Genomic DNA, 20638 nt, shown 5'->3' with positions numbered 1-20638 from the left:
TGGCCCGGCGCTACCCTTCGTCATGCCGGTAGCGCCGGGCAATGCCCGGCGAATACGACGACGCATCACCGGCTCGGATCGCGTTCCGGGCTCGGCCGCTTGGCCAGCTTGCGCTGCAGCGAACGCCGGTGCATGCCGAGCAGGCGCGCGGCCGCCGACACATTGCCGCCGGTTTCATGCATCGCCTGCTGGATGTGTTCCCACTGCAGGCGGCTGATCGGGGTCATCGCATCGGGCACTTCCATCTCGCCGTCATCGGCGGGGCCATCGTCTTCCTCGCCCAGCGCACGCAGGATCATCGGCACCGTCGACGGCTTCGGCAGGTAGTCGTCGGCGCCCAGCTTGATCGCCTCCACCGCGGTGGCGATGCTGGCATAGCCGGTCACCAGCAGGATCCGCATATCCGCGCGCAGGGCGCGCAACGGCTGTATCAGGGCCAGCCCGGAATCGCTGCCCAGCTTCAGGTCGATCAATGCGAACGCCGGCGGTTGCTGGCGGGCCAGTGCCAGCGCACTGGCCGCATCCTGTGCGGTCTGCGTCTCCAGCCCTTTGCGGGCCAGGCTGCGCTGCAGGGTGCGCAGGTAGAGTTCGTCGTCGTCGACCAGCAGGCCAAGGGTGGAAGCAGTCATGGTCATTCCTCGCGGGGGGCCAACGGCAGGCGGAAGCCGACGCGGCTACCGGCCCCTTGGGCCGGGCGCATCCACATCTCGCCGTCCAGGCGTTCGATGGTGGCATGGGACAGGGCAAGACCGACGCCCATGCCTTCACTCTTGCTGCTGCCGAACAGCTTGCCCGGCAGCACGGCGGCGCGGGCATTGAAGCCATGGCCGTAGTCGCGTACTTCGCCGATCAGGTCGTCGCCTTCGATGCGCAGGCTGAGATCGACGCGCGGTCGGCCGGCCTGCTCGCCGGCATCGGCCGCGTTGTTCAGCAGCACCATCAGCAGGTGGCCGACGCCCGGGTCCAGCGGCAGGCGCAGCGGTGCGTCGTCGTTGCGATGCAGGTTGATGGTCGGGCGCACCAGCCGCCATTGCTCCAGCACCTGCTGGGCCGTGGAGTGGGCGCGCCCGGGGCCGTCATTGGAGGCCGGCGCGGCCAGGGCCAGCACGCGCTCCCGGCACTGCACCAGCAGTTCGCGCAGGGTTTCCATGTCCTCGCGCACTTCCGGTTCTTCGCTGCGTTCAGCCACGTCGTCGGCGAGCAGGGTCATCGTCGCCAGCGGCGTGTTCAGTTCGTGCGCCACCGAGGCTGCATGCGTGGCCAGGGCGACGATGCCCTCGTTGCGCGCGAAGCGTTCGCGCAGTGCCGACAGTTCCAGCTCGCGCTCGCGCAGCGCGATCGCCAGCCGGGTAGAGAAGGTCAGCACGACCGCAGCGGACAGCAGGAAGGTAGCGATCACGCCCCAGCGATTGAGGTCCAGTGCGTTGAAATAGCCCGCCGGCAGCGGTTGCCCGAACAGTCCGCTGGCGGCGTAGCCCAGCAGGCAGGCGCTGGCCACCGCCAGGGCCCAGCGCAGGGGCAGGGCGAAGGCCGCCAGGGCGATCAGGATCAGGAACAGCGAGCCGAACGGATTGGCGATGCCGCCGCTCCAGCTGACCATCCAGGTGAGGATGATCACGTCCACCAGGATGTGGCCGAAGGCGGTCAGCGGCGCGGTATCGGCCGGCTCCGGGCGCAGCTGCGTATACAGGTTGAATACGGCGAGCACGGCCACGCCCGACCACAGCGGCAGTTGCGGCAAGGGCAGTCCCAGCACCCAGGTCGCAACCAGGATGGTGGCCGCCTGGCCAGCTACGGCCAACCAGCGCAGGCTGCACAGGGTTCGGAGAAACGGGGCGTCGGGACCGGTCATTCGCGCCCATCGTATGCGTTCGCGGGGATGGCTGCCTGCGACAATCGGCCGCAGCCGGACTGTCGCCTGAATGCGACACGCCCGGAAGGTCGGGGCGGGCGTTAGAATGCCCGCATGCATGACGCCGTCACACGCCCTACAGCCCCCTCCGATGCCACTTCCTGGCCCCGTCGCCTGACCCAAGCGGTCCAGATCGGTGGAGTCACCGTGGGCGGTGGCAAGCCGGTCGTGGTGCAGTCGATGACCAATACCGACACCTCCGATGTGGCGTCCAGCGTCAAGCAGGTCGCTGAGCTCTGGCGTGCCGGCTCGGAAATGGTGCGCCTGACCGTCAACACGGTCGAAGCGGCCGCGGCGATCCCGCGCATCGTCGACAAGCTGGCGATGATGGGCATCGACGTTCCGCTGATCGGCGACTTCCACTACAACGGCCACCAGCTGCTGACGGCCGAGCCGGCCTGCGCCGAAGCACTGGCCAAGTACCGCATCAACCCGGGCAACGTGGGCTTCGGCAAGAAGAAGGACCTGCAGTTCGCGCAGCTGATCGAGTTCGCCATCCGCTACAACAAGCCGGTGCGCATCGGCGCCAACTGGGGCTCGCTGGACCAGGCCCTGGCGGCCAAGCTGATGGACGAGAACAACCACCGCGAACAGCCCTGGGACGCCGGCCGCGTGCTGCGCGAGGCGCTGATCCGTTCGGCGCTGGATTCGGCCGAGCAGGCCGTGGACATCGGCCTGCCGCGCGATCGCATCATCCTGTCGGCCAAGGTCAGCGGCGTGCAGGAGCTGATCGCGGTCTACCGCGACCTGGCCCAGCGTTCGGATTTCGCCCTGCATCTGGGCCTGACCGAAGCCGGTATCGGCAGCAAGGGCATCGTCGCCTCGGCGGCGGCGCTCAGCGTGCTGCTGCAGGAAGGCATCGGCGACACCATCCGCATTTCGCTGACGCCCGAACCGGGCCAGTCGCGCACGCAGGAAGTGATCGTCGCCCAGGAACTGCTGCAGACCACCGGCCAGCGCGCCTTCACGCCGCTGGTCACGGCGTGCCCGGGCTGCGGCCGTACCACTTCGGAATTCTTCCAGGAGTTGGCCAAGGTGGTGCAGAACCACGTGCGCGAAAAGATGCCGCTGTGGAAGATCCAGCACCCGGGTGCGGAGAACATGACCCTGGCGGTGATGGGCTGCGTGGTCAACGGGCCGGGTGAGTCGCGGCATGCCAACATCGGCATCTCGCTGCCGGGCACCGGCGAAGCACCATCGGCACCGGTGTTCGTCGATGGCGAGAAGAAGGTGACCCTGCGTGGCGAGAACATCGCCCAGGAATTCGTCGCCCTGATCGATGATTACGTTGAACGCACCTATGTCCGAAGCGCCGGGTAAGCCGACGATCCTCGCTGCACCGGAGCCCGCCTCCGGCTTCCGCCACTGGATGGCGCGCAATGCCTGGCGGCTGGTGCTGCTGTTTGCCGGCGTGCTGCTGCCGCTGGCCGGATTCGTCGCCCTGGCCGACGAGGTGCACGAGTTCGAATCCTTCCATTTCGATGCGCCGCTGCTGTGGCAGATGCACGGCCTGCATTCGCCGTGGCTGGACCATGTGTTCGTGCTGCTGTCGAAACTGGGCTATGAGTGGTTCCTGATCCCGGCCGATGTGTTGATTATCGGTGCACTGGCCTGGCACCGGCGTTGGCGTGAAGCGACCTTCGTGGCCGTGAGCTTCGTAGGGTCGGCGCTGCTCAACATGGGCAGCAAGCACTTCTTCCAGCGCGACCGGCCCAGCCTGTGGGAATCGATCGCGCCGGAATCCACGTTCAGTTTTCCCAGCGGCCACGCGATGGGTTCGATGACCCTGGCGGTCACCCTGGTACTGCTGGCCTGGAATACCCGCTGGCGCTGGCCGGTGCTGCTGCTGGCGCCGTCGTTCAGCCTGCTGGTAAGCGTTTCCCGGGTCTATCTGGGGGTGCATTACCCTTCCGACATCCTGGCCGGGTGGTGTGCCGCGCTGGTTTGGGTGGTAGGGTGCTATCTGGTCATGTTCAGCCGCCGCCATCCATGGCGACGGCACGGTTCGCCGCCAGCGACGGCCAGCGAAGCGATCACGCAAGGGGAGTGACGTGGATGCCCTCCCAAGGGCGTCTGCCTGAGGGATGGGTTGTTTCGTTGTAACGGGTTCTGCAGGGCAAGGGGCACGATCAGTGCGTGAAGAATGTGATGCGCAAGGCAGAACGCCGGATTTGCGCAACTTCCGCGCTTGCAGTGGTCAGGTGCTCCTGCCTAGGTTGACCCGTATTGGCCGCATTCGAAGAGGTACGTGAATGACGATTCGAGTCTACCTGGTGGATGACCATGCGTTGGTCCGCACCGGGATGAAAATGATACTGTCGAGTGAAACCGACATTGAAGTGGTGGGCGAGGCCGATACGGGCGAAGACGCGCTGCCCGCGATCCGCCAGCTGCAACCGGACGTGGTGCTGTGTGATCTGCACCTGCCCGGCGTGAGCGGGATGGAAGTGACCGAGCGCATCGTCCGTGGCCACCGCAGCACGCGGGTGGTGATCGTGTCGGTGCTGGAAGACGGTCCGCTGCCCAAGCGCCTGCTCGAAGCCGGGGCCGCCGGTTACATCGGCAAGGGCTGTGATGCGCAGGAACTGCTGCGCGCGGTGCGCGACGTAGCCGCCGGACGGCGCTACCTGGGCACGAGCATCGCGCAGAACCTGGCGTTGTCCACCGTGGAAGGCAACGGCTCGCCGTTCGACAACCTGTCGCCGCGTGAGCTGGAAGTGGCATTGCTGCTGACCCAGGGCCTGCGCCAGGAAGACATCGCCCGTCGTCTGAGCCTGAGCGCGAAGACGGTCAACACGCACAAGGCGCGGTTGTTCGAGAAGATGGGAATCCACGACAACATCGCGTTGGCGCGGATGGCCAGCCAGTACGGGCTGGTGGATCCGGCGCGGCCGCTGTAAGGGTTTCGGCCAACGGCGCAGCCCCTCGCGGTGGGTGGTGCGACGGAATTCATGGGGTTGGCCGGGCGGATGGGNTGCGCAGGGGGCGCTGCAAGTACGTCCTTGTAAGCTCGGTCGCTGCATCCATGCGACTCACGCCCCTGCGCANCCCATCCGCCCGGCCACGGACAGGTTCCGTGCGCTGCCACCGCGGAATGAAGAAGGAAGGGCGGGAGCGGGTCGCGCGCTTTGCGCACTTCGGGTCGGATCCCTTTCCCGGCGGGAAAGGGCTCTGACTCCATATTGCGTCAGTGGCCGCGTACGCGCTTGACGATCTTCGCGGCCTGCGCGGCGCTTTCGCGCACCTTGTCCCACTGGCCGGCGTCGATCCAGTTGCCCGGCACCATCCACGAGCCACCGATGCAGACCACGTTTTTCTGCTCCAGGTACTCGGCGGCGGTGTTCTCGGTGATGCCACCGGTCGGGCACAGCTTGAGGTCGGCGATCGGGCCGGCTACGCCCTTGATCATCGCCAGGCCGCCCACGGCCGTGGCCGGGAAAAGCTTGCACACGCGGAAACCGCGCGCGTAGAGCGCCAGCAGTTCGGTCGGCGTCGCCGCACCCGGTACCACCGGCAGCGGTGCGGCAGCCAGCGCATCGGCCAGCACCGGCGGCGTGCCCGGGGTCACCAGGAAATCGGCGCCCGCATCGATGGACTGCTGCATCTGCTCCACCGTCAGCACCGTACCGGCGCCGACCACCACATCCGGCAGCTCACGCTTGAGCATCGCCAGCGCTTCCATCGCCACCGGCGTACGCAGCGTCAGCTCGATCGCCGGCAATCCACCTTCCAGCAGCGCCGCGCTGACCGCACGTGCCTGGTCCAGCGTATGAATCGTCACCACCGGCAGGATGCCCGCCGCATGCAACAACTCCGCCGCCCGCACCTGATGTTGTTCGATACCCATAGCTCTGCTTCTGCCTTTGCTTTCGAATTTGATTTTCAGTGATCACTTCGCGGCGCGAAGGCGCCGGGAAACTGTCCGGAGGCGGCGGGTAGCCCCCACCAGGACCGTGAGCGGCATGGATGCCGCGACCGAGCCCCCATGGATGGGTTTACGGCGTGTCCTGGTGGGGGCTACCCGCCGCCTCAACCAGGACACTTACCGCCCACGCATACCCGCAACGCTTTTCAATCCCTCAGGCGTCCTTCGCCTCATGCGGCGCCGCCGCCGCAGCAGCATCGTGCCCCAGCTCATACTCCGCGTCGTAGTCCCACGGCCCACCGTCAGCCGCCGCCGGACCACACGAAATCGATATCGCGCCCTGATCGGCCGGACCCACCACACGCCGGTTGATCGCGAACAGGTTGCGGCCCAGGTCATTGGCGGCCGGCGCCGTATTCGGCGCATGCGTACGCGCGGCCCATTCGGCTGCGTCCACCAGCACTTCAAGCGTGCCGGCCTCACCATCCAGGCGGATGATGTCGCCCTCGCGCACCTTGCCCAGCGGACCGCCGCGCGCAGCTTCCGGCGTCACGTGGATGGCGGCGGGAATCTTGCCTGAGGCGCCGGACAGGCGACCATCGGTGACCAGCGCCACGCGCCGGCCCTGGTTCTGCAGCAGGCCCAGCAGTGGCGCCAGCGAATGCAGTTCCGGCATGCCGTTCGCACGCGGCCCCTGGTAACGCACTACCGCCACGAAATGCTCGGGCAGCAGGCCGCCGGCGTGCAGCTTGTTCAGCACCTGCGGCGCATCAACCACCACGGCCGGCGCTTCGATGGTGCGGTACTGCGGCTTCACCGCCGACAGCTTGATCAGCGACTTGCCGAGGTTGCCGCGAAGCAGGCGCAGGCCGCCCTGGCTCTCGAACGGGTTGTCGACACCGCGCACTACTTCTTCATCGGCGCTGCGTTCCAGGCCCGGCAGGTACACCAGCTTGCCGTCGCGCAGCTGCGGCTCGCGGGCGTAGTCGGCCATGCCGCCACGGGCGACGCTGACCAGGTCACCATGCATCAGGCCGGCCTTGATCAGTTCGCCGAACACGAACGCTGGACCACCCGCTGCAGCAAAGCGGTTCACGTCGGCCTCGCCATTCGGATAGACACGTGCCAGCAGCGGGATCAGCTGCGACAGCTCGTCGAAGTCGTCCCAGGTCAGTACGATGCCGGCCGCACGTGCCACCGCGATCCAGTGGATGGTGTGGTTGGTCGACCCACCGGTGGCCATCAGCGCGATGACCGCATTGATGATCGCGCGCTCGTCGATGATCCGGCCCAGCGGACGGAAATCGTCGCCCAGCGCGGTGATGTCCAGTGCGCGTTCGGTCGCTTCGCGGGTCAGTGCATCGCGCAGCGGCGTGCCCGGATTGACGAACGATGCGCCCGGCAGCTGCACGCCCATCGCTTCCAGCAGCACCTGGTTGGAATTGGCGGTGCCGTAGAAGGTGCAGGTGCCGGCGCCATGGTAGGACGCCGATTCGGCTTCCAGCAGTTCTTCGCGGGTGGCTTCGCCGGCGGCGTAGCGCTCGCGCACTTCGGCCTTCTGCTTGTTGGGAATGCCCGGCGTCATCGGGCCGGCCGGCACGAACACTGCCGGAAGATGGCCGAAGGCGAGGGCGCCGATCAGCAGGCCCGGCACGATCTTGTCGCACACACCGAGGTACACGGTGGTATCGAACATGTCGTGGCTGAGCCCGATCGCGGTGGCCTGGGCAATGACATCGCGCGAGAACAGCGACAGCTCCATGCCGCCACGGCCCTGGGTGACGCCGTCGCACATCGCCGGCACAGCGCCGGCAACCTGTGCCGTCGCGCCCAGTTCGCGGGCCACCGCACGGATCTGTTCGGGATAGGTCTCGAACGGCTGGTGCGCCGACAGCATGTCGTTGTAGGCGGTGATGATGCCCAGGTTGGCCGTCACGCCGCCGCGCAGGCGGCTCTTGTCGGTACCGCCGCAGGCGGCGAACCCGTGGGCGAGGTTGCCGCAGCTGAGGCGGCTGCGGAACGGGCCATCGCGCAGGGAGGCGTCGATCGCTGCCAGATAGGCGGCGCGCGAGGCGGCGCTGCGGCGGATGACGCGCTCAGTGATGGCTTGCAGTTGCGGATGGAGGCTCATGGGCTACCGGCGTTCGTGGTGGCGAGAGGCAAGCGGCGGCAGGACACCGCCGCCGACATCAATCAGCCCAGTGGACGCGCAGGCGCGCGCCTTCCAGGTTGATCGCGTTGAGGATCGGATACTGCTGCGGATCGTTGCTGTCCAATGCCTGGCGCAGCACCTGCAGCTTCTGCTTGCCGCGCAGCAGCAGCAGACGCTGGCGGCACTGGGCCAGGCCGCGCGGGGTCAGGGTGATGCGCAGCGGCCACTGGTTGGCACCGGGACAGCCGGTAGCATCCAGCGCGGCGTACGGCAGGGTGCTTTCCAGCGCGCGGGTCAGGTCCTTCGAGCCCGGGAACAGCGAGGCGGTATGGCCGTCGTTGCCCATGCCCAGTGCGACCAGGCTGGGTGCCTGGCTGTGCTGGGCCTGCAGGTTGGCGGTATACACGCATTCGGGCAGCGGCTTGCCGACCCGCACCAGCGGATCGAAGTGCGCACCTTCGGCACGGGTGAGCAGGTTCTCGCGCACCAGCCACGCATTGCTGTCGCGATCCTGCGGCGACAACCAGCGCTCGTCGGCCAGGCTCACTTCAACGCGGTCCCAATGCACGTCCAGCTCGGCCAGTGCCTGGTACACCGGGGCCGGCGTAGTACCGCCGGACAGCAGGATGCGTGCGCGACCCAGTTCGGTGATGTCGTGGTTGATCGCCTGCGCCATTTCGGCTGCAACCGCTTCGATCCAGCCATCGGCATCGCCGTGGTTGATGAAGTCGATACGGTCGTCCTGGAAGATGGGGGTCATGCGGCAACTCCTGGTGCGTCACGTTCGGCGTCGGCAGCATAGGCAGCGGCGCCCAGCAGTCCGGCGTGGGGATGCATCACGGCCAGCGACGGCACCCGCGCCATGATCGAAGAGAACCGGCCCTTGTGTTCGAAGCGCTGGCGGAAACCGGAGTGCTGCAATGAATCGAGCATCTTCGCAGTCAGCCCACCGGTCAGGAACACACCATCCCAGGCGCCCTGGGTCAGCACCAGATCACCGGCAATGGCGCCGAACACCGCGCAGAACACATCCACGGTACGCATCGCCTGGGGATCGCCGTGCAGGGCGCGGGCGGTCACGTCCACCGGTTGCAGTTGGCCCGGGTCGATACCCGCCATCTCGCAGATCGCGCGATGGATGTTGACCAGGCCGGGGCCGCAGATCAGCCGCTCGTTGGAGACGCGCCCGAACTGCTCGGACAGGATCTCCAGGATGCGGATCTCTTCCGGCGTTCCCGGCGGGAAGCTGACATGGCCGCCCTCGGTTTCCAGCGGGTAACAGCGGCCGTGGCGAAGGATCAGGCCGCCGACGCCGAGGCCGGTACCTGGGCCGATCACTGCGTAGTTGCGCGGCTGACCCGGCTTGCCCGGAACCCAGGCGGCACCGCCGACCTGGACCACGTCATCGGGCTGCAGCAGCGAAATCGCCATCGCCTGCGCGGCGAAGTCGTTGATCAGGTGCAGCTCGTTGAAACCAAGCATCGCGGCCGTGCGGCTGCGCGAGATCACCCACGGATGGTTGGTGATGCGGGCTTCGTCACCATCGACACGACCGGCGACTGCGAACACGCCACGGCTTGCGGTGGCGCCGATCTGCTCCAGATGGTGGCGCGCGGCATCACCCAGCGACGGGAACTCCGCCACGGCGTACTCGCGGATGCTCTCTTTCAGCAGCGGGGCGTCCTGCGAGGTGTCGGCAAGGGCGAAGCGGGCATTGGTACCACCGATGTCGGCGACCAGCACGGGCTGCGGGCTGGTACTCATTCCGACGCTCCGCTATCCGGCGCATCCACGCCCTGCGGCAGGAAGTCGACCGCGTTGGCCGGGCCCCACTGGCCGGCAGGGTAGGGTTCCAGCGGCAGGTTGGCCGCCTTCCAGGCATCGGCAACGCTGTCGATCCAGGCCCAGGCGGCACGCACTTCGTCATCGCGCACGAACAGGGTGTGGTTGCCGTTGAAGGCGTCCAGGAACAGGCGCTCGTAGGCGATACGGCGATGCAGACCGGTCGGCACCGACAGCTCCAGTTCCAGCGGCTGCAGTTCCAGCGCACCCCATTCCGGCCCGGCCAGGCTGCTCATCAGGCCCAGTTCGATGTTCTCCTGCGGCTGCAGCTGGAACACCAGGCGGTTCGGTGCGGCCTGCGCACGCTGCGGACGCTCGAACAACCAATGCGTGACCGGCTTGAGGGTCACCACCACGCGGGTGGTGCGCTCGGGCAGGCGCTTGCCGGTGACCAGGTGGAACGGCACGCCGCTCCAGCGCCAGTTGTCGATGTGCGCGGTGACACCGGCGAAGGTCTCCACGTCGCTGCCTTCCGGCGGCTGGTAGGCCTGTGCGGGCTGGCCGTTGATGCTGCCGGCGGTATAGCGGCCGCGCACGCTGTCACGCGCGGCGTGCTTGGCATCCAGGGGGCGCAGTGCGCGCAGCACCTTGACCTTCTCATCGCGGATGCGGTCGGCTTCCAGCGACGCCGGCGGCTCCATCGCCACCATGCACAGCAGCTGCAGGATGTGGCTCTGCACCATGTCGCGCAGGGCGCCGGAGCGCGCGTAGTAGGCATCGCGGCCATCCACGCCTTCGCTTTCGGCGACCAGGATGTGCACCGATTCGATGTAATTGCGGTTCCACACCGCTTCCAGCAGCGTGTTGCCGAAGCGCAGTGCGATCAGGTTCTGTACCGCTGCCTTGCCCAGGTAGTGATCGAGGCGGAACACGCGGTCTTCGTCGATCCACTGGCCGATGGTGGTGATGATCTCCTCGGCGCTTTCGCTGTCGCTGCCGATCGGCTTCTCCAGCATCAGGCGCGCGGGTGCGGCCAGCGCGCCGCCCTTGGCCAGGCCCTCGCAGGTGGAGATGTACAGGCCCGGCGGGATCGCCAGGTAGCTCACGCAGCGGCGGTCGACCAGGTCGGACACGGCAGCGGCGACCGAGTCGACGTCGCGCAGGTCCACCGAGCGGTAGTCGATGCGGCGCAGCAGGGAGGCGATGTCCTCCTGGCTGGCCATCGGCATCGCCTGCTGCAGGCGCGGGCGCAGGATGTCATGGAAGGCTTCGGTGTCGTGGCCCGACAGGGCCAGCGCACGGATGCGGAAATCCTCCGGCAGCAGGCCGTCGCCGAGCAGGCGCAGCAGCGAAGGGAACAGGTAGCGCTGGGCCAGATCACCTGTGGCACCAAACAGGAAGAGTGTGTCGTGCATCGCTCGAGTTTCAGATCCGGGTGACATCGTTGTCAATCGCTTCATGGCTGGGTTCGGGGGACATCCGCGCAACTGCCTGTCCGAGGCTCATCTGGATCGGTTTTCCGGGTTGGCGGAGCACCGTTCCAATCGAAACCACTACAGCGGCAACCCTTCGTTCGGTCGACGATGCAGGTCGGCGCGCACCGACTGTCGGATAGTGCCACGTGAAAACGTTTACATGGCAGAATGGGCAACTGTATTCGATTGCAGTGGTCGCCGTCATGCGGCAACCGCGCAATCATCACTGCCATCGGGAGGGCCGAGGCAGTCCCAAAAGACAGCCCGGCGTCGGGCGCACTGGATGAGTGAAATGGCAAAAGTGCAGTTGCAGGGTGTGCGCAAGGTCTACGACAACGGCCAGGTTGCAGTGAAGGACGCCACCTTCGAGGTCGCCGACGGCGAACTGATGGTGCTGGTCGGTCCGTCGGGGTGTGGCAAGTCGACCCTGTTGCGGATGGTGGCCGGGCTGGAAGAGATCAGCGGCGGCACGTTGACCATCGGTGATCGCGTGGTCAACGACGTGGCGCCGAAGGATCGCGACATCGCGATGGTGTTCCAGAGTTATGCGCTGTACCCGCACATGACCGTGGCCGAAAACCTGGCCTTTGGCCTGAAGCTGCGCGGTCACGACAAGGCGACCATCGACAAGCGCATCGCCGAGGCGGCGCAGACGCTGGGCCTGACCGAGATGATGGACAAGCTGCCCAAGGCGATGTCCGGTGGCCAGCGCCAGCGCGTTGCATTGGGCCGTGCGCTGGTGCGTGAGCCGGCGGTGTTCCTGCTGGACGAGCCGCTGTCCAACCTGGATGCCAAGCTGCGCCACAGCGTGCGCACCGAGATCGCGCAGCTGCACCGCAAGCTGGGCACCACCATGATCTACGTGACCCACGATCAGGTCGAGGCGATGACCCTTGGCCAGCGCATCGTGGTGTTGAAGGACGGCATCATCCAGCAGATCGATACGCCGATGGCGCTGTACGACCGCCCGGCCAACCTGTTCGTGGCCGGCTTCCTCGGCAGCCCGGCGATGAACGTGCTGCGCGGCACGCTGCAGGGCGACGCCGGTGGCGTGACCGTGGTCGATGGCCAGTGGCGTGCTCCGCTGGGGCAGGCGACGATCGATCCGGCGTGGCTGCAGAAGCCGATCGCCGTGGGCGTGCGTCCCGAGCACCTGCAGCCGGCAGGCAGCGAAGACACGCATGCGTTCACCGCGCGCATCGAAGGCATCGAGCCGGTCGGCAACGAGATCTTCGTCAACATGAGCAGCGGCCAGCACGCACTGACCATGCGCGTGGCGCCGCAGTCGCTGCCGGGCGTGGGCGAGGACATCCGGGTAGCGATCCACCCGCAGGGCCTGCACTTCTTCAACCCGGAAACCGGCGAACGCCTGTAACGGGTAGGGCCGGCCGCTGGCCGGCACTGCCCATCCAGTGCGGACCAACGTTCCGCACCCGCCAAGCCAGTGGTAGCGCCGGGCCACGCCCGGCGGGGGCGCCTCAGCGCGCCAGGCCGTCCAGCAGCGGCATCCGCTGCGCGACCGCGTTGCCCACCTGCAGTTCGCTGTCGCCGGTCTCCAGCGGCAGCACAGCCAGTGCCAGATCGCCGGCCACGCTGGCCAAGGTGCCGAGCGCGACGCCGTCCTGCTGCACGCCATCGCCTGCCTGCGCAGGTGCAGCGGTATGCAGCAGCTGCACCGCGCGCTTGGCCTTGCCGAGGAAATGGGTGCGCGCGACGATTTCCTGGCCGGGGTAGCAGCCCTTCTTCACGCTGTAGCCATTGAGGCGGTCCAGACCCAGCTGCTGCGGGGTCCACACCTCGCGCTGGCTCTCTACCAATCGTGGCAGGCCAAAGCGCAGATCGGCCTGGCGCCAGGCCAGGGCGAAGGCGGCATCTTCGGCTTCGTCGCTGGCCGGGAAGGCCTCGACCGGGCCGATGCGCAGCGTACGGGGAAGTGCGTCGCTGCCCAGATCGAGCTCCCAGCCCTGGCTGCCGGCCAGCGCGATGGCGGCGCCAGCAGCGGCTTCCGGCGCAGTAAAGGCACCGGCCACTGCCAGGTCTGCATGCACCTGCAGTTTCACTTTGCGGCGGAACACGAAGCGCTGCAGTTGCGACGCAATCGCATCGGCATCGCCGTCGGCGAGCACCAGCAGCACATGGTCATCGGCCAGCCGCAGCAGCTGGAACACCGCCAGGGTGCGGCCCTTGGCGCTCAGCCACGCGCTCCACTGCCAGTGCAGCAGGGGCAAGGCGGTCACGTCGCTGCTGAACTGGGCATGGGCAAAAGCCACTGCATCCACGCCCTGCAGGCTCAGCAATTGATGGCCGGGCAGGCGCGGATATGCGACGAAAGCAGGGGGAAGGTTGTCAGGCACGTGAACGAGGTCTAAAATTTGTGCGTTGCGAGACCCATCATGATAGGCCAAACAACCCCCACTCCCGACGCCGAAGCTGAAGCCGCGCTGGTTCCCCCGGTCCCTGTGCCCGTGGAACAACCAGAGGTGGAAGAAGAATTCGGTGGCCGCGGCGGACTTGATCCGGTGCGGTATGGCGATTGGGAAAAAAACGGACGCTGCATCGATTTTTGATCAGCATTGAGCCAACGCGGCCTTATGCCGCCCAGCCGAGACAACGAGCCCAGCGAATGGCGACCAGACAACGTCCCCTTTCTCCGCACCTTCAGGTGTATCGCTGGCAGATTCAGATGGCCACCTCGATCCTGCATCGAGCCACTGGCGTCTTTCTGTCTGTTGGTGCCCTCATCATCGCCGGAGGCCTGTTGGCTCTGATGATGGGGCCCGAATCCTGGAACTGCTTCACCGGCCATGCCGGGGCCTGGTATGGCCGCGTGTTCCTGTTCGCGTGGACATGGTCGTTCGCCTATCACCTGTGCAATGGCATCCGCCATATCGTGCAGGACTTCGCGATCGGATTCCGCATTGCCACCTTCATCCGCAGCAGCTGGATGTCGGTGATCGGCAGCCTGCTGATCACCCTGGCCGTGTGGGCCTATGTGCTGTTCGGAGGTGCCGCATGAGCAAGTTCCGTACCCCGTTGAAGGGCGTGCGCGGTCTCGGTTCGGCCAAGACCGGCACCGAGCACTTCGTGCATCAGCGCCTGACCGCCGCCGCGCTGGTGGTGCTGGGCATCTGGTTCCTGGTGTTCGTGCTGGGCCTGCTGGGCTCGGATTACGTGACCGCCACCGCCGCGATCGCCAAGCCGTGGAACGCCGTTCCGCTGATCGGCCTGCTGATCGCCATGTTCTGGCATGCCCAGCTCGGCCTGCAGGTCGTGCTGGAGGACTACATCCACGAATCGCTGCTGGCCCTGGTGCTGCAGACCGCGGTGAAGTTCGTTGCCGTGCTCGGCATGATCGTCAGTGTGTTTGCGGTGGGCCGCATCGCCCTCGGCGTTGCCTGAGCCCAGGCGCCAAGACAGGAATCCAGACTAGATGTCCGCTTACAAGATTACCGAACACAAGTACGACATGGTCGTGGTGGGCGCCGGCGGCGCCGGCCTGCGTGCCACGTTCGGCCTGGCCGCCAAGGGCCTGCAGACCGTGTGCCTGACCAAGGTCTTCCCGACCCGTTCGCACACCGTTGCCGCCCAGGGTGGTATCTCCGCTGCGCTCGGCAACATGGGCGAGGACGACTGGCGCTACCACTTCTTCGACACCATCAAGGGTTCGGACTGGCTGGGTGACCAGGACGCCATCGAGTACATGTGCCGTGAAGCGATTCCGGCGATCATCGAGCTCGAGCACTACGGCGTGCCGTTCAGCCGCACCGCCGAAGGCAAGATCTACCAGCGTCCGTTCGGTGGCATGACCACCAAGTACGGCGAAGGCCCGGCGGCGCAGCGTACCTGCGCGGCGGCCGACCGTACCGGCCACGCGATGCTGCACACGCTGTACCAGCAGTCGCTGAAGCACGACGCACGCTTCATGATCGAGTACTTCGCACTCGACCTGATCTTCGACGACGAAGGTGCCTGCCGCGGCGTGCTCGCGCTGGACATGTCCGACGGCACGCTGCACCTGTTCCGTGCCCAGGGCGTGGTGCTGGCCACCGGCGGCTACGGCCGTGCCTACTTCAGCGCCACCTCGGCGCATACCTGCACCGGCGACGGTGGCGGCCTGGCCATGCGCGCCGGCATCGCCATGCAGGACATGGAGTTCGTGCAGTTCCATCCGACCGGCATCTACGGCGCCGGCTGCCTGATCACCGAGGGTGTCCGCGGTGAAGGCGGCATCCTGCGCAACAGCAGCGGCGAGCGCTTCATGGAGCGTTACGCACCGCACTACAAGGACCTGGCTTCGCGCGACGTGGTCAGCCGTTCGATGACCATCGAGATCCGCGAAGGCCGTGGCGTGGGCGAGCACAAGGACCACATCCTGCTCGACCTGACCCACCTGGGCCCGGGCGTGATCGACGACAAGCTGCCGGGCATCGCCGAGAGCGCGCGCATCTTCGCCGGCGTCGACGTGCACAAGCAGCCGATCCCGGTGATTCCGACCGTGCACTACAACATGGGCGGCATCCCGACCAACTACCACGGTGAAGTGGTGCGCAAGGACGGCGAGAACCCCGATGCGGTCGTGCCGGGCCTGTACGCCATCGGCGAAGCGGCCTGCGTTTCGGTGCACGGTGCCAACCGCCTGGGTTCGAACTCGCTGCTGGACCTGGTGGTGTTCGGGCGTGCGGTGGCCAACCGTTGCGCGGCGACGATCACCCCGGGCGCGGCGCACAAGACCCTGCCGGCCGACGCCTGCGACAAGGCGCTGGGCCTGCTGGACAAGCTGCGTCACGCCAACGGCGATACCCCGACTTCGGTCATCCGCGATCGCATGCAGCGCACCATGCAGGCCGACGCGGCGGTCTTCCGTACCAGCCAGACGCTGAAGGAAGGCTGCGAGAAGATGGACAAGATCTTCGATTCGTTCCAGGACGTGAAGGTCTCCGACCGTTCGCTGGTCTGGAACTCGGACCTGATCGAGACCTACGAGCTGAACAACCTGCTGCTGAATGCAGTGGCGACGATCAACTCGGCCGAGCAGCGCAAGGAAAGCCGTGGCGCACACGCGCACGAGGACTTCCCGGACCGCGACGACGTCAATTGGCAGAAGCACACCCTGGTCAGCGTGGACGAGAAGGGCAAGTGCAGCTTCGACTACCGTCCGGTGCACATGTACACGTTGACTGATGACGTGTCCGTGGTGCCGCCGAAGCCGCGCGTGTACTGATCCGACCCCGCCTAACATGCAATCCGCGCCCTCGGGCGCGGGCCGCCTGAGCCAACGAGAGCAGCCATGGCCGAGTTTTCACTCCCCAAGAATTCCAAGATCACGAAGGGCAAGCACTTCCCCGCCAAGACCGGCGGCAAGAACGTGCGCACCTTCAAGATCTATCGCTGGAGTCCGGACGACGACAGCAATCCGCGCACCGACACCTATGACGTCGATCTGGACGCCTGCGGCCCGATGGTGCTGGACGCGCTGATCAAGATCAAGAACGAGATCGACCCGACCCTGACCTTCCGCCGCTCGTGCCGCGAAGGCATCTGCGGTTCGTGCGCGATGAACATCGACGGCACCAACACCCTGGCCTGCACCCGAGCCATCTCGGACTGCGGCAAGAAGGAAGTGCCGATCTACCCGCTGCCGCACATGAACGTGGTCAAGGATCTGGTTCCGGACCTGACCCACTTCTACGCACAGTACGCCTCGATCAAGCCGTGGATCCGCACCCAGACCCCGGCACCGCCGGACCGTGAGCGCCTGCAGTCGCCGGAAGACCGCAGGAAGCTGGACGGCCTGTACGAGTGCATCCTGTGCGCGTGCTGCTCGACCAGCTGCCCGAGCTACTGGTGGAACGGCGAGCGTTACCTGGGCCCGGCGATCCTGCTGCAGGCCTACCGCTGGATCATCGATTCGCGCGACGAGGACACCGGTGCGCGCCTGGACGATCTGGAAGATCCGTTCAAGCTGTACCGCTGCCATACCATCATGAACTGCGCCCGGACCTGCCCGAAGGGCCTGAACCCGGCGCTGGCGATTGCCGAAATCAAGAAGCTGATGATGGAACGCCGCGCCTGATACGGTGCCGGGTAGTTGCATGACCCCAGCAGAGCCACGCCATGCGTGGCTTTGCTGTATCTGGAGAAACACAATGGATGAAGAAATCCTGCTGAAGAAGCTGCGCTGGCGCTGCCGTCGCGGCATGCGCGAACTGGACCAGTTGTTCGGTCGCTACCTGGATCGCGAATGGAGCAGTGCACCGACCGAAGATCGCGAGGTTTTCCTGTTCCTGCTCGATTGCGAGGACGATAAGTTGTGGCGCTGGTTCATGGGCTACGAGGCCTGCCCGCATGCACACGCCGTCCCCCTCATGCACAGGATCCTCGCCCTCAAGCCTTGAATGGCGCCCGTCGCGGCTGCAGGCCGGCGCCCAGCTGGCGGTACTGCTGGCGGCACCGTGGCTGCTGCATGCTTCGGACCTGCCGTCGGCGCATCTGCTTCCGGCGTTGATCGGGGTCTGGGCGTTTGGCCTGGCTGAACTGGCCTGGCGCCTGCGGCGGCGCCCTGTCGTGCTGCAGCTGCCGCCCCTGCCAGCGCTGCTGCGGTTGGACGGCGGCGATATTGCCGAGCCGCGGCTGGTGGTGCGCGGGCCATGGCTGCTGCTGTACTGGCGCGAGGGCTGGCGTCGCAGGCGCCTGTTGTTCTGGCCGGACGTGCTTGATCGCGCACAACGACGTGAACTGCGACTGGCCGTGGCCGCACGAAGCGTTTCCCGTCGGCCCCGGTCGGTGGCACCATAGGCTGAATCGACCGGCGTGCCTGCATGTTCAAACCCATTCCCGTGGCCATTGGCCTGCGCTACCTGCGCGCCAAGCGCCGCAACGGCTTCATCTCCTTCATTTCGATGGCATCGATCCTGGGCATCGCGCTCGGGGTGACGGTGCTGATCACCACATTGGCGGTCATGAGCGGTTTCCAGAAGGAAATCCGCAGCCGCCTGCTGCAGATGACCGCGCACACCACCATCAGCCGCGACGGCGAGCCGATGCCGGACTGGATGCGCGTGGTCGATGTGGCCAGCAAGGATCCGCGCGTGGCCGGCGCTGCGCCGTATATCGAGATCCAGTCGATGATCAGCGGCCCGCGCGTGCAGGGTGCGATCATCCAGGGCATCGACCCGGCACTGGAACCGAAAGTGTCGGTGATCGACAAGAAGGTCACCAAGGGCAGCTACGGCAGCCTGACCCCGGGCAGCTTCAACCTGTTGCTGGGCAAGGAACTGGCCGTCTGGCTCGGCGTGGACGTCGGTGACCAGGTGCTGGTGACCTTCGCCGAAGTGCAGGGCACGCCAGCGGGCGCGGTGCCGCGGATGAAGCGCTTCACCGTCAGCGGCATCTTCGAGGCCGGTTACAACGAGGTCGATCGCGGTGTAGGTTTTGCCAACATGAAAGACCTGGAGCGTGTGCTGCGTTCCGATGGCGCCACCGGCGTGCGCTTGAAACTGCATGACATGGACCGCTCGCTGGAGGTAGGCGTGGACCTGGCGCAGAACCTCGGCGGTGCCTATCGGGTCAGCGACTGGACCCAGCAGAACGCCAACCTGTACCACTCGCTGCGCATGGAAAAAGTGGTGATGGGCATCCTGCTCTCGCTGATCATCGCCATGGGCGCGTTCAACCTGGTGTCCTCGCAGGTGATGCTGGTGACCGACAAGCAGGCCGACATCGCGATCCTGCGCACCCTCGGCCTGACCCCGGGCGGAGTGATGCAGGTGTTCATGGTGCAGGGTTCGCTGATCGGCATCTTCGGCACCCTTGCCGGCCTGATCGGCGGCATCACCCTGACCCTGAACCTGGAACGCATCCTCGGCGCCATCGAGTCGGTGTTCAACGTCAAGCTGCTGCCGGAGGACGTGTACTACATCACCGGCCTGCCGACCGACATGCAGACCAGCGACATCGTGGTGATCACCCTGGTCGCGCTGTTGATGAGCTTCCTGGCCACTCTGTATCCCGCTTGGCGGGCAGCACGCACCCAGCCGGCGGAGGCCCTGCGCTATGAATAAGGTCTTCAACCGCGGCGATGAAGTGATCCGTGCCGAAAGGCTGGGCAAGACCTACGCCGAAGGGCGCATGCAGACACCGGTGTTCGACGGGCTGGACCTGACGGTGACGGCAGGTGAGACGGTTGCGATCATCGGAGCCTCCGGTGCCGGCAAGAGCACGCTGCTGCACCTGCTGGGCGGGCTGGATACGCCCACCGCGGGCGAGGTGTATGTCACCGGCCAGCGCATGTCGGCGCTGTCGGACACCTCGCGCGGCCTGCTGCGCAACCAGGCGCTGGGTTTCGTCTATCAGTTCCACCACCTGCTGCCGGAATTCACCGCGCTGGAAAACGTGATGATGCCGGTGATGCTGGCCGGTACCGCGGTGGCCGAGGCCAGCACGCGTGCGACTGCGCTGCTGGAATCGGTCGGCCTCGGCCATCGCCTGGACCACAAGCCCGGCGAACTGTCCGGTGGCGAACGCCAGCGTGCTGCGGTGGCGCGTGCATTGGTCAATCACCCCGCCTGCGTGCTGGGCGACGAGCCGACCGGCAACCTGGATGACCGCACCGCTGCGACGGTGTTCGAGCTGATGCTGGAGCTCAACCGTGCGCGGCATACCAGCCTGGTGCTGGTGACCCATGACCGCTCACTAGCACGACGCCTGGACCGGGTGCTGGAGCTGCGCGAAGGGCGCCTGCACGCGCTGGCCCACGCCGACGTCTGAGCGGGCTGGGCCCGCGTTGGTAGATGCCGACCTTGGTCGGCTGCTCCTGCGGGGCAGGCGCCAACCAAGGTTGGCGGCTACCGCGGTTGCAAGCGACCTGGGGCCGCCGACCAACGGCTGAACCAGGCTGCCCGCGGTTGCGCCGGCACCACCCGGCGGGGCGCATGATGTGCGTGGTTCCCCTGTGGAGATCGCCATGAAGACCCCGATTCTGTTGGCCAGCCTCTGCCTGGCCATGGCCGCCTGCGCGACCACCGGTCGGCTCAGCAGTGCCGAGAAGCTGGAGCTGTATCGTGCCCACGCCGGCGCGCCGCAGAAGGACATGCAGTTTTTCGGCAGCCTCAATGGCTGGACCGAGCTGGGCGACAGCGCGCTGGCGGTATGGACCAAGCCCAGCGAAGCCTACCTGCTGGAACTGAGTGGGCCGTGCCCGGATCTGTCCTACGCACCGGCGATCGGATTGACCAGCCACATGGGCCGCGTCTCGGCGCCGTTCGACAAAGTGCTGGTACGCGACCCGACCGGTGGCCCGCGCATGCCATGCTTCATCAAGACCATCCGCAAGCTGGACGTGAAGTCGCTGCGGGCAGAGGAGAAGGAAATGCGCCAGGCGCAGGTGCAGGAGCGCGAGGAATCCGCGAAATAGAGCGGTGGCGCCGGGCCATGCCCGGCGGATGGCTGGACGC

General features: G+C 66.6%; 21 protein-coding genes. 13 read left to right on the top strand and 8 right to left on the bottom strand.

Annotation, left to right across the window (positions count from 1 at the left end; all coding sequences use genetic code 11):
* Nucleotides 1-65: 65 nt before the first annotated feature.
* Entirely contained in the window at nt 66-635 is a 570-nt protein-coding gene (locus tag TEP_RS11705; protein ID WP_117310104.1) for a response regulator transcription factor, read from the bottom strand.
* On the bottom strand, nt 632-1852 hold the full coding sequence (locus TEP_RS11700) for an ATP-binding protein (protein WP_132825392.1): 1221 nt from the start codon (nt 1850-1852) through the stop codon (nt 632-634). The genes TEP_RS11705 and TEP_RS11700 overlap by 4 nt, the downstream gene beginning before the upstream one ends.
* Nucleotides 1853-1966: 114 nt before the next feature.
* Here TEP_RS11700 and ispG point away from each other — a divergent pair, with 114 nt between their 5' ends.
* From ispG to TEP_RS11685, 3 genes are all read left to right on the top strand, one after another.
* A complete protein-coding gene (ispG, locus tag TEP_RS11695; RefSeq protein ID WP_088101382.1) occupies nt 1967-3232 on the top strand; it encodes a flavodoxin-dependent (E)-4-hydroxy-3-methylbut-2-enyl-diphosphate synthase in 1266 nt (421 codons plus the stop codon).
* The gene (locus TEP_RS11690) at nt 3213-3962 is read left to right on the top strand and encodes a phosphatase PAP2 family protein (protein WP_132825391.1); all 750 of its coding nucleotides are present in this window, start codon (nt 3213-3215) and stop codon (nt 3960-3962) included. Before ispG ends, TEP_RS11690 begins: the two co-directional genes overlap by 20 nt.
* A gap of 202 nt (nt 3963-4164) precedes the next feature.
* Nucleotides 4165-4812, top strand: a complete 648-nt coding sequence (locus tag TEP_RS11685) for a response regulator (RefSeq protein WP_132825390.1) — start codon at nt 4165-4167, stop codon at nt 4810-4812.
* A 287-nt stretch (nt 4813-5099) separates the two neighbouring features.
* Here the strand turns inward: TEP_RS11685 and TEP_RS11680 are convergent, their stop codons facing one another.
* From TEP_RS11680 to zwf, 5 genes are all read right to left on the bottom strand, one after another.
* Nucleotides 5100-5759, bottom strand: coding sequence for a bifunctional 4-hydroxy-2-oxoglutarate aldolase/2-dehydro-3-deoxy-phosphogluconate aldolase (locus TEP_RS11680; RefSeq protein ID WP_032977879.1), 660 nt, complete (start codon nt 5757-5759; stop codon nt 5100-5102).
* A 232-nt stretch (nt 5760-5991) separates the two neighbouring features.
* On the bottom strand, nt 5992-7908 hold the full coding sequence (gene edd, locus TEP_RS11675) for a phosphogluconate dehydratase (protein ID WP_132825389.1): 1917 nt from the start codon (nt 7906-7908) through the stop codon (nt 5992-5994).
* Nucleotides 7909-7966: 58 nt separating this feature from the next.
* A complete protein-coding gene (gene pgl, locus TEP_RS11670) occupies nt 7967-8689 on the bottom strand; it encodes a 6-phosphogluconolactonase (RefSeq protein WP_132825388.1) in 723 nt (240 codons plus the stop codon).
* Complete coding sequence (gene glk / locus TEP_RS11665; RefSeq protein ID WP_132825387.1) at nt 8686-9693, bottom strand: glucokinase; 1008 nt, start codon at nt 9691-9693, stop codon at nt 8686-8688. The genes pgl and glk overlap by 4 nt, the downstream gene beginning before the upstream one ends.
* On the bottom strand, nt 9690-11126 hold the full coding sequence (gene zwf, locus TEP_RS11660; RefSeq protein ID WP_025878809.1) for a glucose-6-phosphate dehydrogenase: 1437 nt from the start codon (nt 11124-11126) through the stop codon (nt 9690-9692). Before zwf ends, glk begins: the two co-directional genes overlap by 4 nt.
* 352 nt (nt 11127-11478) lie before the next feature.
* On the opposite strand from zwf, the gene ugpC reads away from it, so the two are divergent.
* The gene (ugpC, locus tag TEP_RS11655; protein ID WP_132825386.1) at nt 11479-12561 is read left to right on the top strand and encodes a sn-glycerol-3-phosphate ABC transporter ATP-binding protein UgpC; all 1083 of its coding nucleotides are present in this window, start codon (nt 11479-11481) and stop codon (nt 12559-12561) included.
* A 103-nt stretch (nt 12562-12664) separates the two neighbouring features.
* On the opposite strand, the gene TEP_RS11650 is transcribed toward ugpC, so the two are convergent.
* A complete protein-coding gene (locus TEP_RS11650) occupies nt 12665-13540 on the bottom strand; it encodes a folate-binding protein YgfZ (RefSeq protein WP_132825385.1) in 876 nt (291 codons plus the stop codon).
* Between the two features lie 269 nt (nt 13541-13809).
* Here TEP_RS11650 and sdhC point away from each other — a divergent pair, with 269 nt between their 5' ends.
* From sdhC to TEP_RS11600, 9 genes are all read left to right on the top strand, one after another.
* Nucleotides 13810-14202 carry a succinate dehydrogenase, cytochrome b556 subunit gene (gene sdhC, locus TEP_RS11640; protein ID WP_025878812.1) on the top strand — a complete coding sequence of 131 codons (393 nt, stop codon included), beginning with the start codon at nt 13810-13812 and terminating at the stop codon, nt 14200-14202.
* A complete protein-coding gene (gene sdhD, locus TEP_RS11635) occupies nt 14199-14585 on the top strand; it encodes a succinate dehydrogenase, hydrophobic membrane anchor protein (RefSeq protein WP_025878813.1) in 387 nt (128 codons plus the stop codon). The genes sdhC and sdhD overlap by 4 nt, the downstream gene beginning before the upstream one ends.
* Before the next feature lie 31 nt (nt 14586-14616).
* Complete coding sequence (gene sdhA / locus TEP_RS11630; RefSeq protein ID WP_080149147.1) at nt 14617-16407, top strand: succinate dehydrogenase flavoprotein subunit; 1791 nt, start codon at nt 14617-14619, stop codon at nt 16405-16407.
* 66 nt (nt 16408-16473) lie between these two features.
* Entirely contained in the window at nt 16474-17259 is a 786-nt protein-coding gene (locus TEP_RS11625) for a succinate dehydrogenase iron-sulfur subunit (RefSeq protein WP_117310112.1), read from the top strand.
* A gap of 73 nt (nt 17260-17332) precedes the next feature.
* A complete protein-coding gene (locus TEP_RS11620) occupies nt 17333-17581 on the top strand; it encodes a succinate dehydrogenase assembly factor 2 (protein WP_025878816.1) in 249 nt (82 codons plus the stop codon).
* Complete coding sequence (locus TEP_RS11615) at nt 17532-17981, top strand: hypothetical protein (RefSeq protein WP_132825383.1); 450 nt, start codon at nt 17532-17534, stop codon at nt 17979-17981. The genes TEP_RS11620 and TEP_RS11615 overlap by 50 nt, the downstream gene beginning before the upstream one ends.
* Before the next feature lie 23 nt (nt 17982-18004).
* On the top strand, nt 18005-19246 hold the full coding sequence (locus TEP_RS11610; RefSeq protein WP_093819978.1) for a lipoprotein-releasing ABC transporter permease subunit: 1242 nt from the start codon (nt 18005-18007) through the stop codon (nt 19244-19246).
* Nucleotides 19239-19952, top strand: a complete 714-nt coding sequence (gene lolD, locus TEP_RS11605; protein WP_132825382.1) for a lipoprotein-releasing ABC transporter ATP-binding protein LolD — start codon at nt 19239-19241, stop codon at nt 19950-19952. The genes TEP_RS11610 and lolD overlap by 8 nt, the downstream gene beginning before the upstream one ends.
* 196 nt (nt 19953-20148) lie before the next feature.
* A complete protein-coding gene (locus tag TEP_RS11600) occupies nt 20149-20598 on the top strand; it encodes a DUF6491 family protein (protein ID WP_132825381.1) in 450 nt (149 codons plus the stop codon).
* The last annotated feature ends 40 nt before the right edge of the window (nt 20599-20638 follow it).

The organism is Stenotrophomonas sp. TEPEL, from assembly GCF_004348785.1.
GTDB lineage: Bacteria > Pseudomonadota > Gammaproteobacteria > Xanthomonadales > Xanthomonadaceae > Stenotrophomonas > Stenotrophomonas indicatrix.
The sequence above is the reverse complement of the archived record's forward strand: the minus strand, read 5'-3'. Positions and strand labels throughout refer to the sequence as shown.

What these genes read in the sequence shown, in the direction of transcription:
- TEP_RS11705 (WP_117310104.1), bottom strand. Translation starts at nt 635, where the DNA reads ATGACCATGACTGCTTCCACCCTTGGCCTGCTGGTCGACGACGACGAA.
- TEP_RS11700 (WP_132825392.1), bottom strand. Translation starts at nt 1,852, where the DNA reads ATGACCGGTCCCGACGCCCCGTTTCTCCGAACCCTGTGCAGCCTGCGC.
- ispG (WP_088101382.1), top strand. Translation starts at nt 1,967, where the DNA reads ATGCATGACGCCGTCACACGCCCTACAGCCCCCTCCGATGCCACTTCC.
- TEP_RS11690 (WP_132825391.1), top strand. Translation starts at nt 3,213, where the DNA reads ATGTCCGAAGCGCCGGGTAAGCCGACGATCCTCGCTGCACCGGAGCCC.
- TEP_RS11685 (WP_132825390.1), top strand. Translation starts at nt 4,165, where the DNA reads ATGACGATTCGAGTCTACCTGGTGGATGACCATGCGTTGGTCCGCACC.
- TEP_RS11680 (WP_032977879.1), bottom strand. Translation starts at nt 5,759, where the DNA reads ATGGGTATCGAACAACATCAGGTGCGGGCGGCGGAGTTGTTGCATGCG.
- edd (WP_132825389.1), bottom strand. Translation starts at nt 7,908, where the DNA reads ATGAGCCTCCATCCGCAACTGCAAGCCATCACTGAGCGCGTCATCCGC.
- pgl (WP_132825388.1), bottom strand. Translation starts at nt 8,689, where the DNA reads ATGACCCCCATCTTCCAGGACGACCGTATCGACTTCATCAACCACGGC.
- glk (WP_132825387.1), bottom strand. Translation starts at nt 9,693, where the DNA reads ATGAGTACCAGCCCGCAGCCCGTGCTGGTCGCCGACATCGGTGGTACC.
- zwf (WP_025878809.1), bottom strand. Translation starts at nt 11,126, where the DNA reads ATGCACGACACACTCTTCCTGTTTGGTGCCACAGGTGATCTGGCCCAG.
- ugpC (WP_132825386.1), top strand. Translation starts at nt 11,479, where the DNA reads ATGGCAAAAGTGCAGTTGCAGGGTGTGCGCAAGGTCTACGACAACGGC.
- sdhC (WP_025878812.1), top strand. Translation starts at nt 13,810, where the DNA reads ATGGCGACCAGACAACGTCCCCTTTCTCCGCACCTTCAGGTGTATCGC.
- sdhD (WP_025878813.1), top strand. Translation starts at nt 14,199, where the DNA reads ATGAGCAAGTTCCGTACCCCGTTGAAGGGCGTGCGCGGTCTCGGTTCG.
- sdhA (WP_080149147.1), top strand. Translation starts at nt 14,617, where the DNA reads ATGTCCGCTTACAAGATTACCGAACACAAGTACGACATGGTCGTGGTG.
- TEP_RS11625 (WP_117310112.1), top strand. Translation starts at nt 16,474, where the DNA reads ATGGCCGAGTTTTCACTCCCCAAGAATTCCAAGATCACGAAGGGCAAG.
- TEP_RS11620 (WP_025878816.1), top strand. Translation starts at nt 17,333, where the DNA reads ATGGATGAAGAAATCCTGCTGAAGAAGCTGCGCTGGCGCTGCCGTCGC.
- TEP_RS11615 (WP_132825383.1), top strand. Translation starts at nt 17,532, where the DNA reads ATGCACACGCCGTCCCCCTCATGCACAGGATCCTCGCCCTCAAGCCTT.
- TEP_RS11610 (WP_093819978.1), top strand. Translation starts at nt 18,005, where the DNA reads ATGTTCAAACCCATTCCCGTGGCCATTGGCCTGCGCTACCTGCGCGCC.
- lolD (WP_132825382.1), top strand. Translation starts at nt 19,239, where the DNA reads ATGAATAAGGTCTTCAACCGCGGCGATGAAGTGATCCGTGCCGAAAGG.
- TEP_RS11600 (WP_132825381.1), top strand. Translation starts at nt 20,149, where the DNA reads ATGAAGACCCCGATTCTGTTGGCCAGCCTCTGCCTGGCCATGGCCGCC.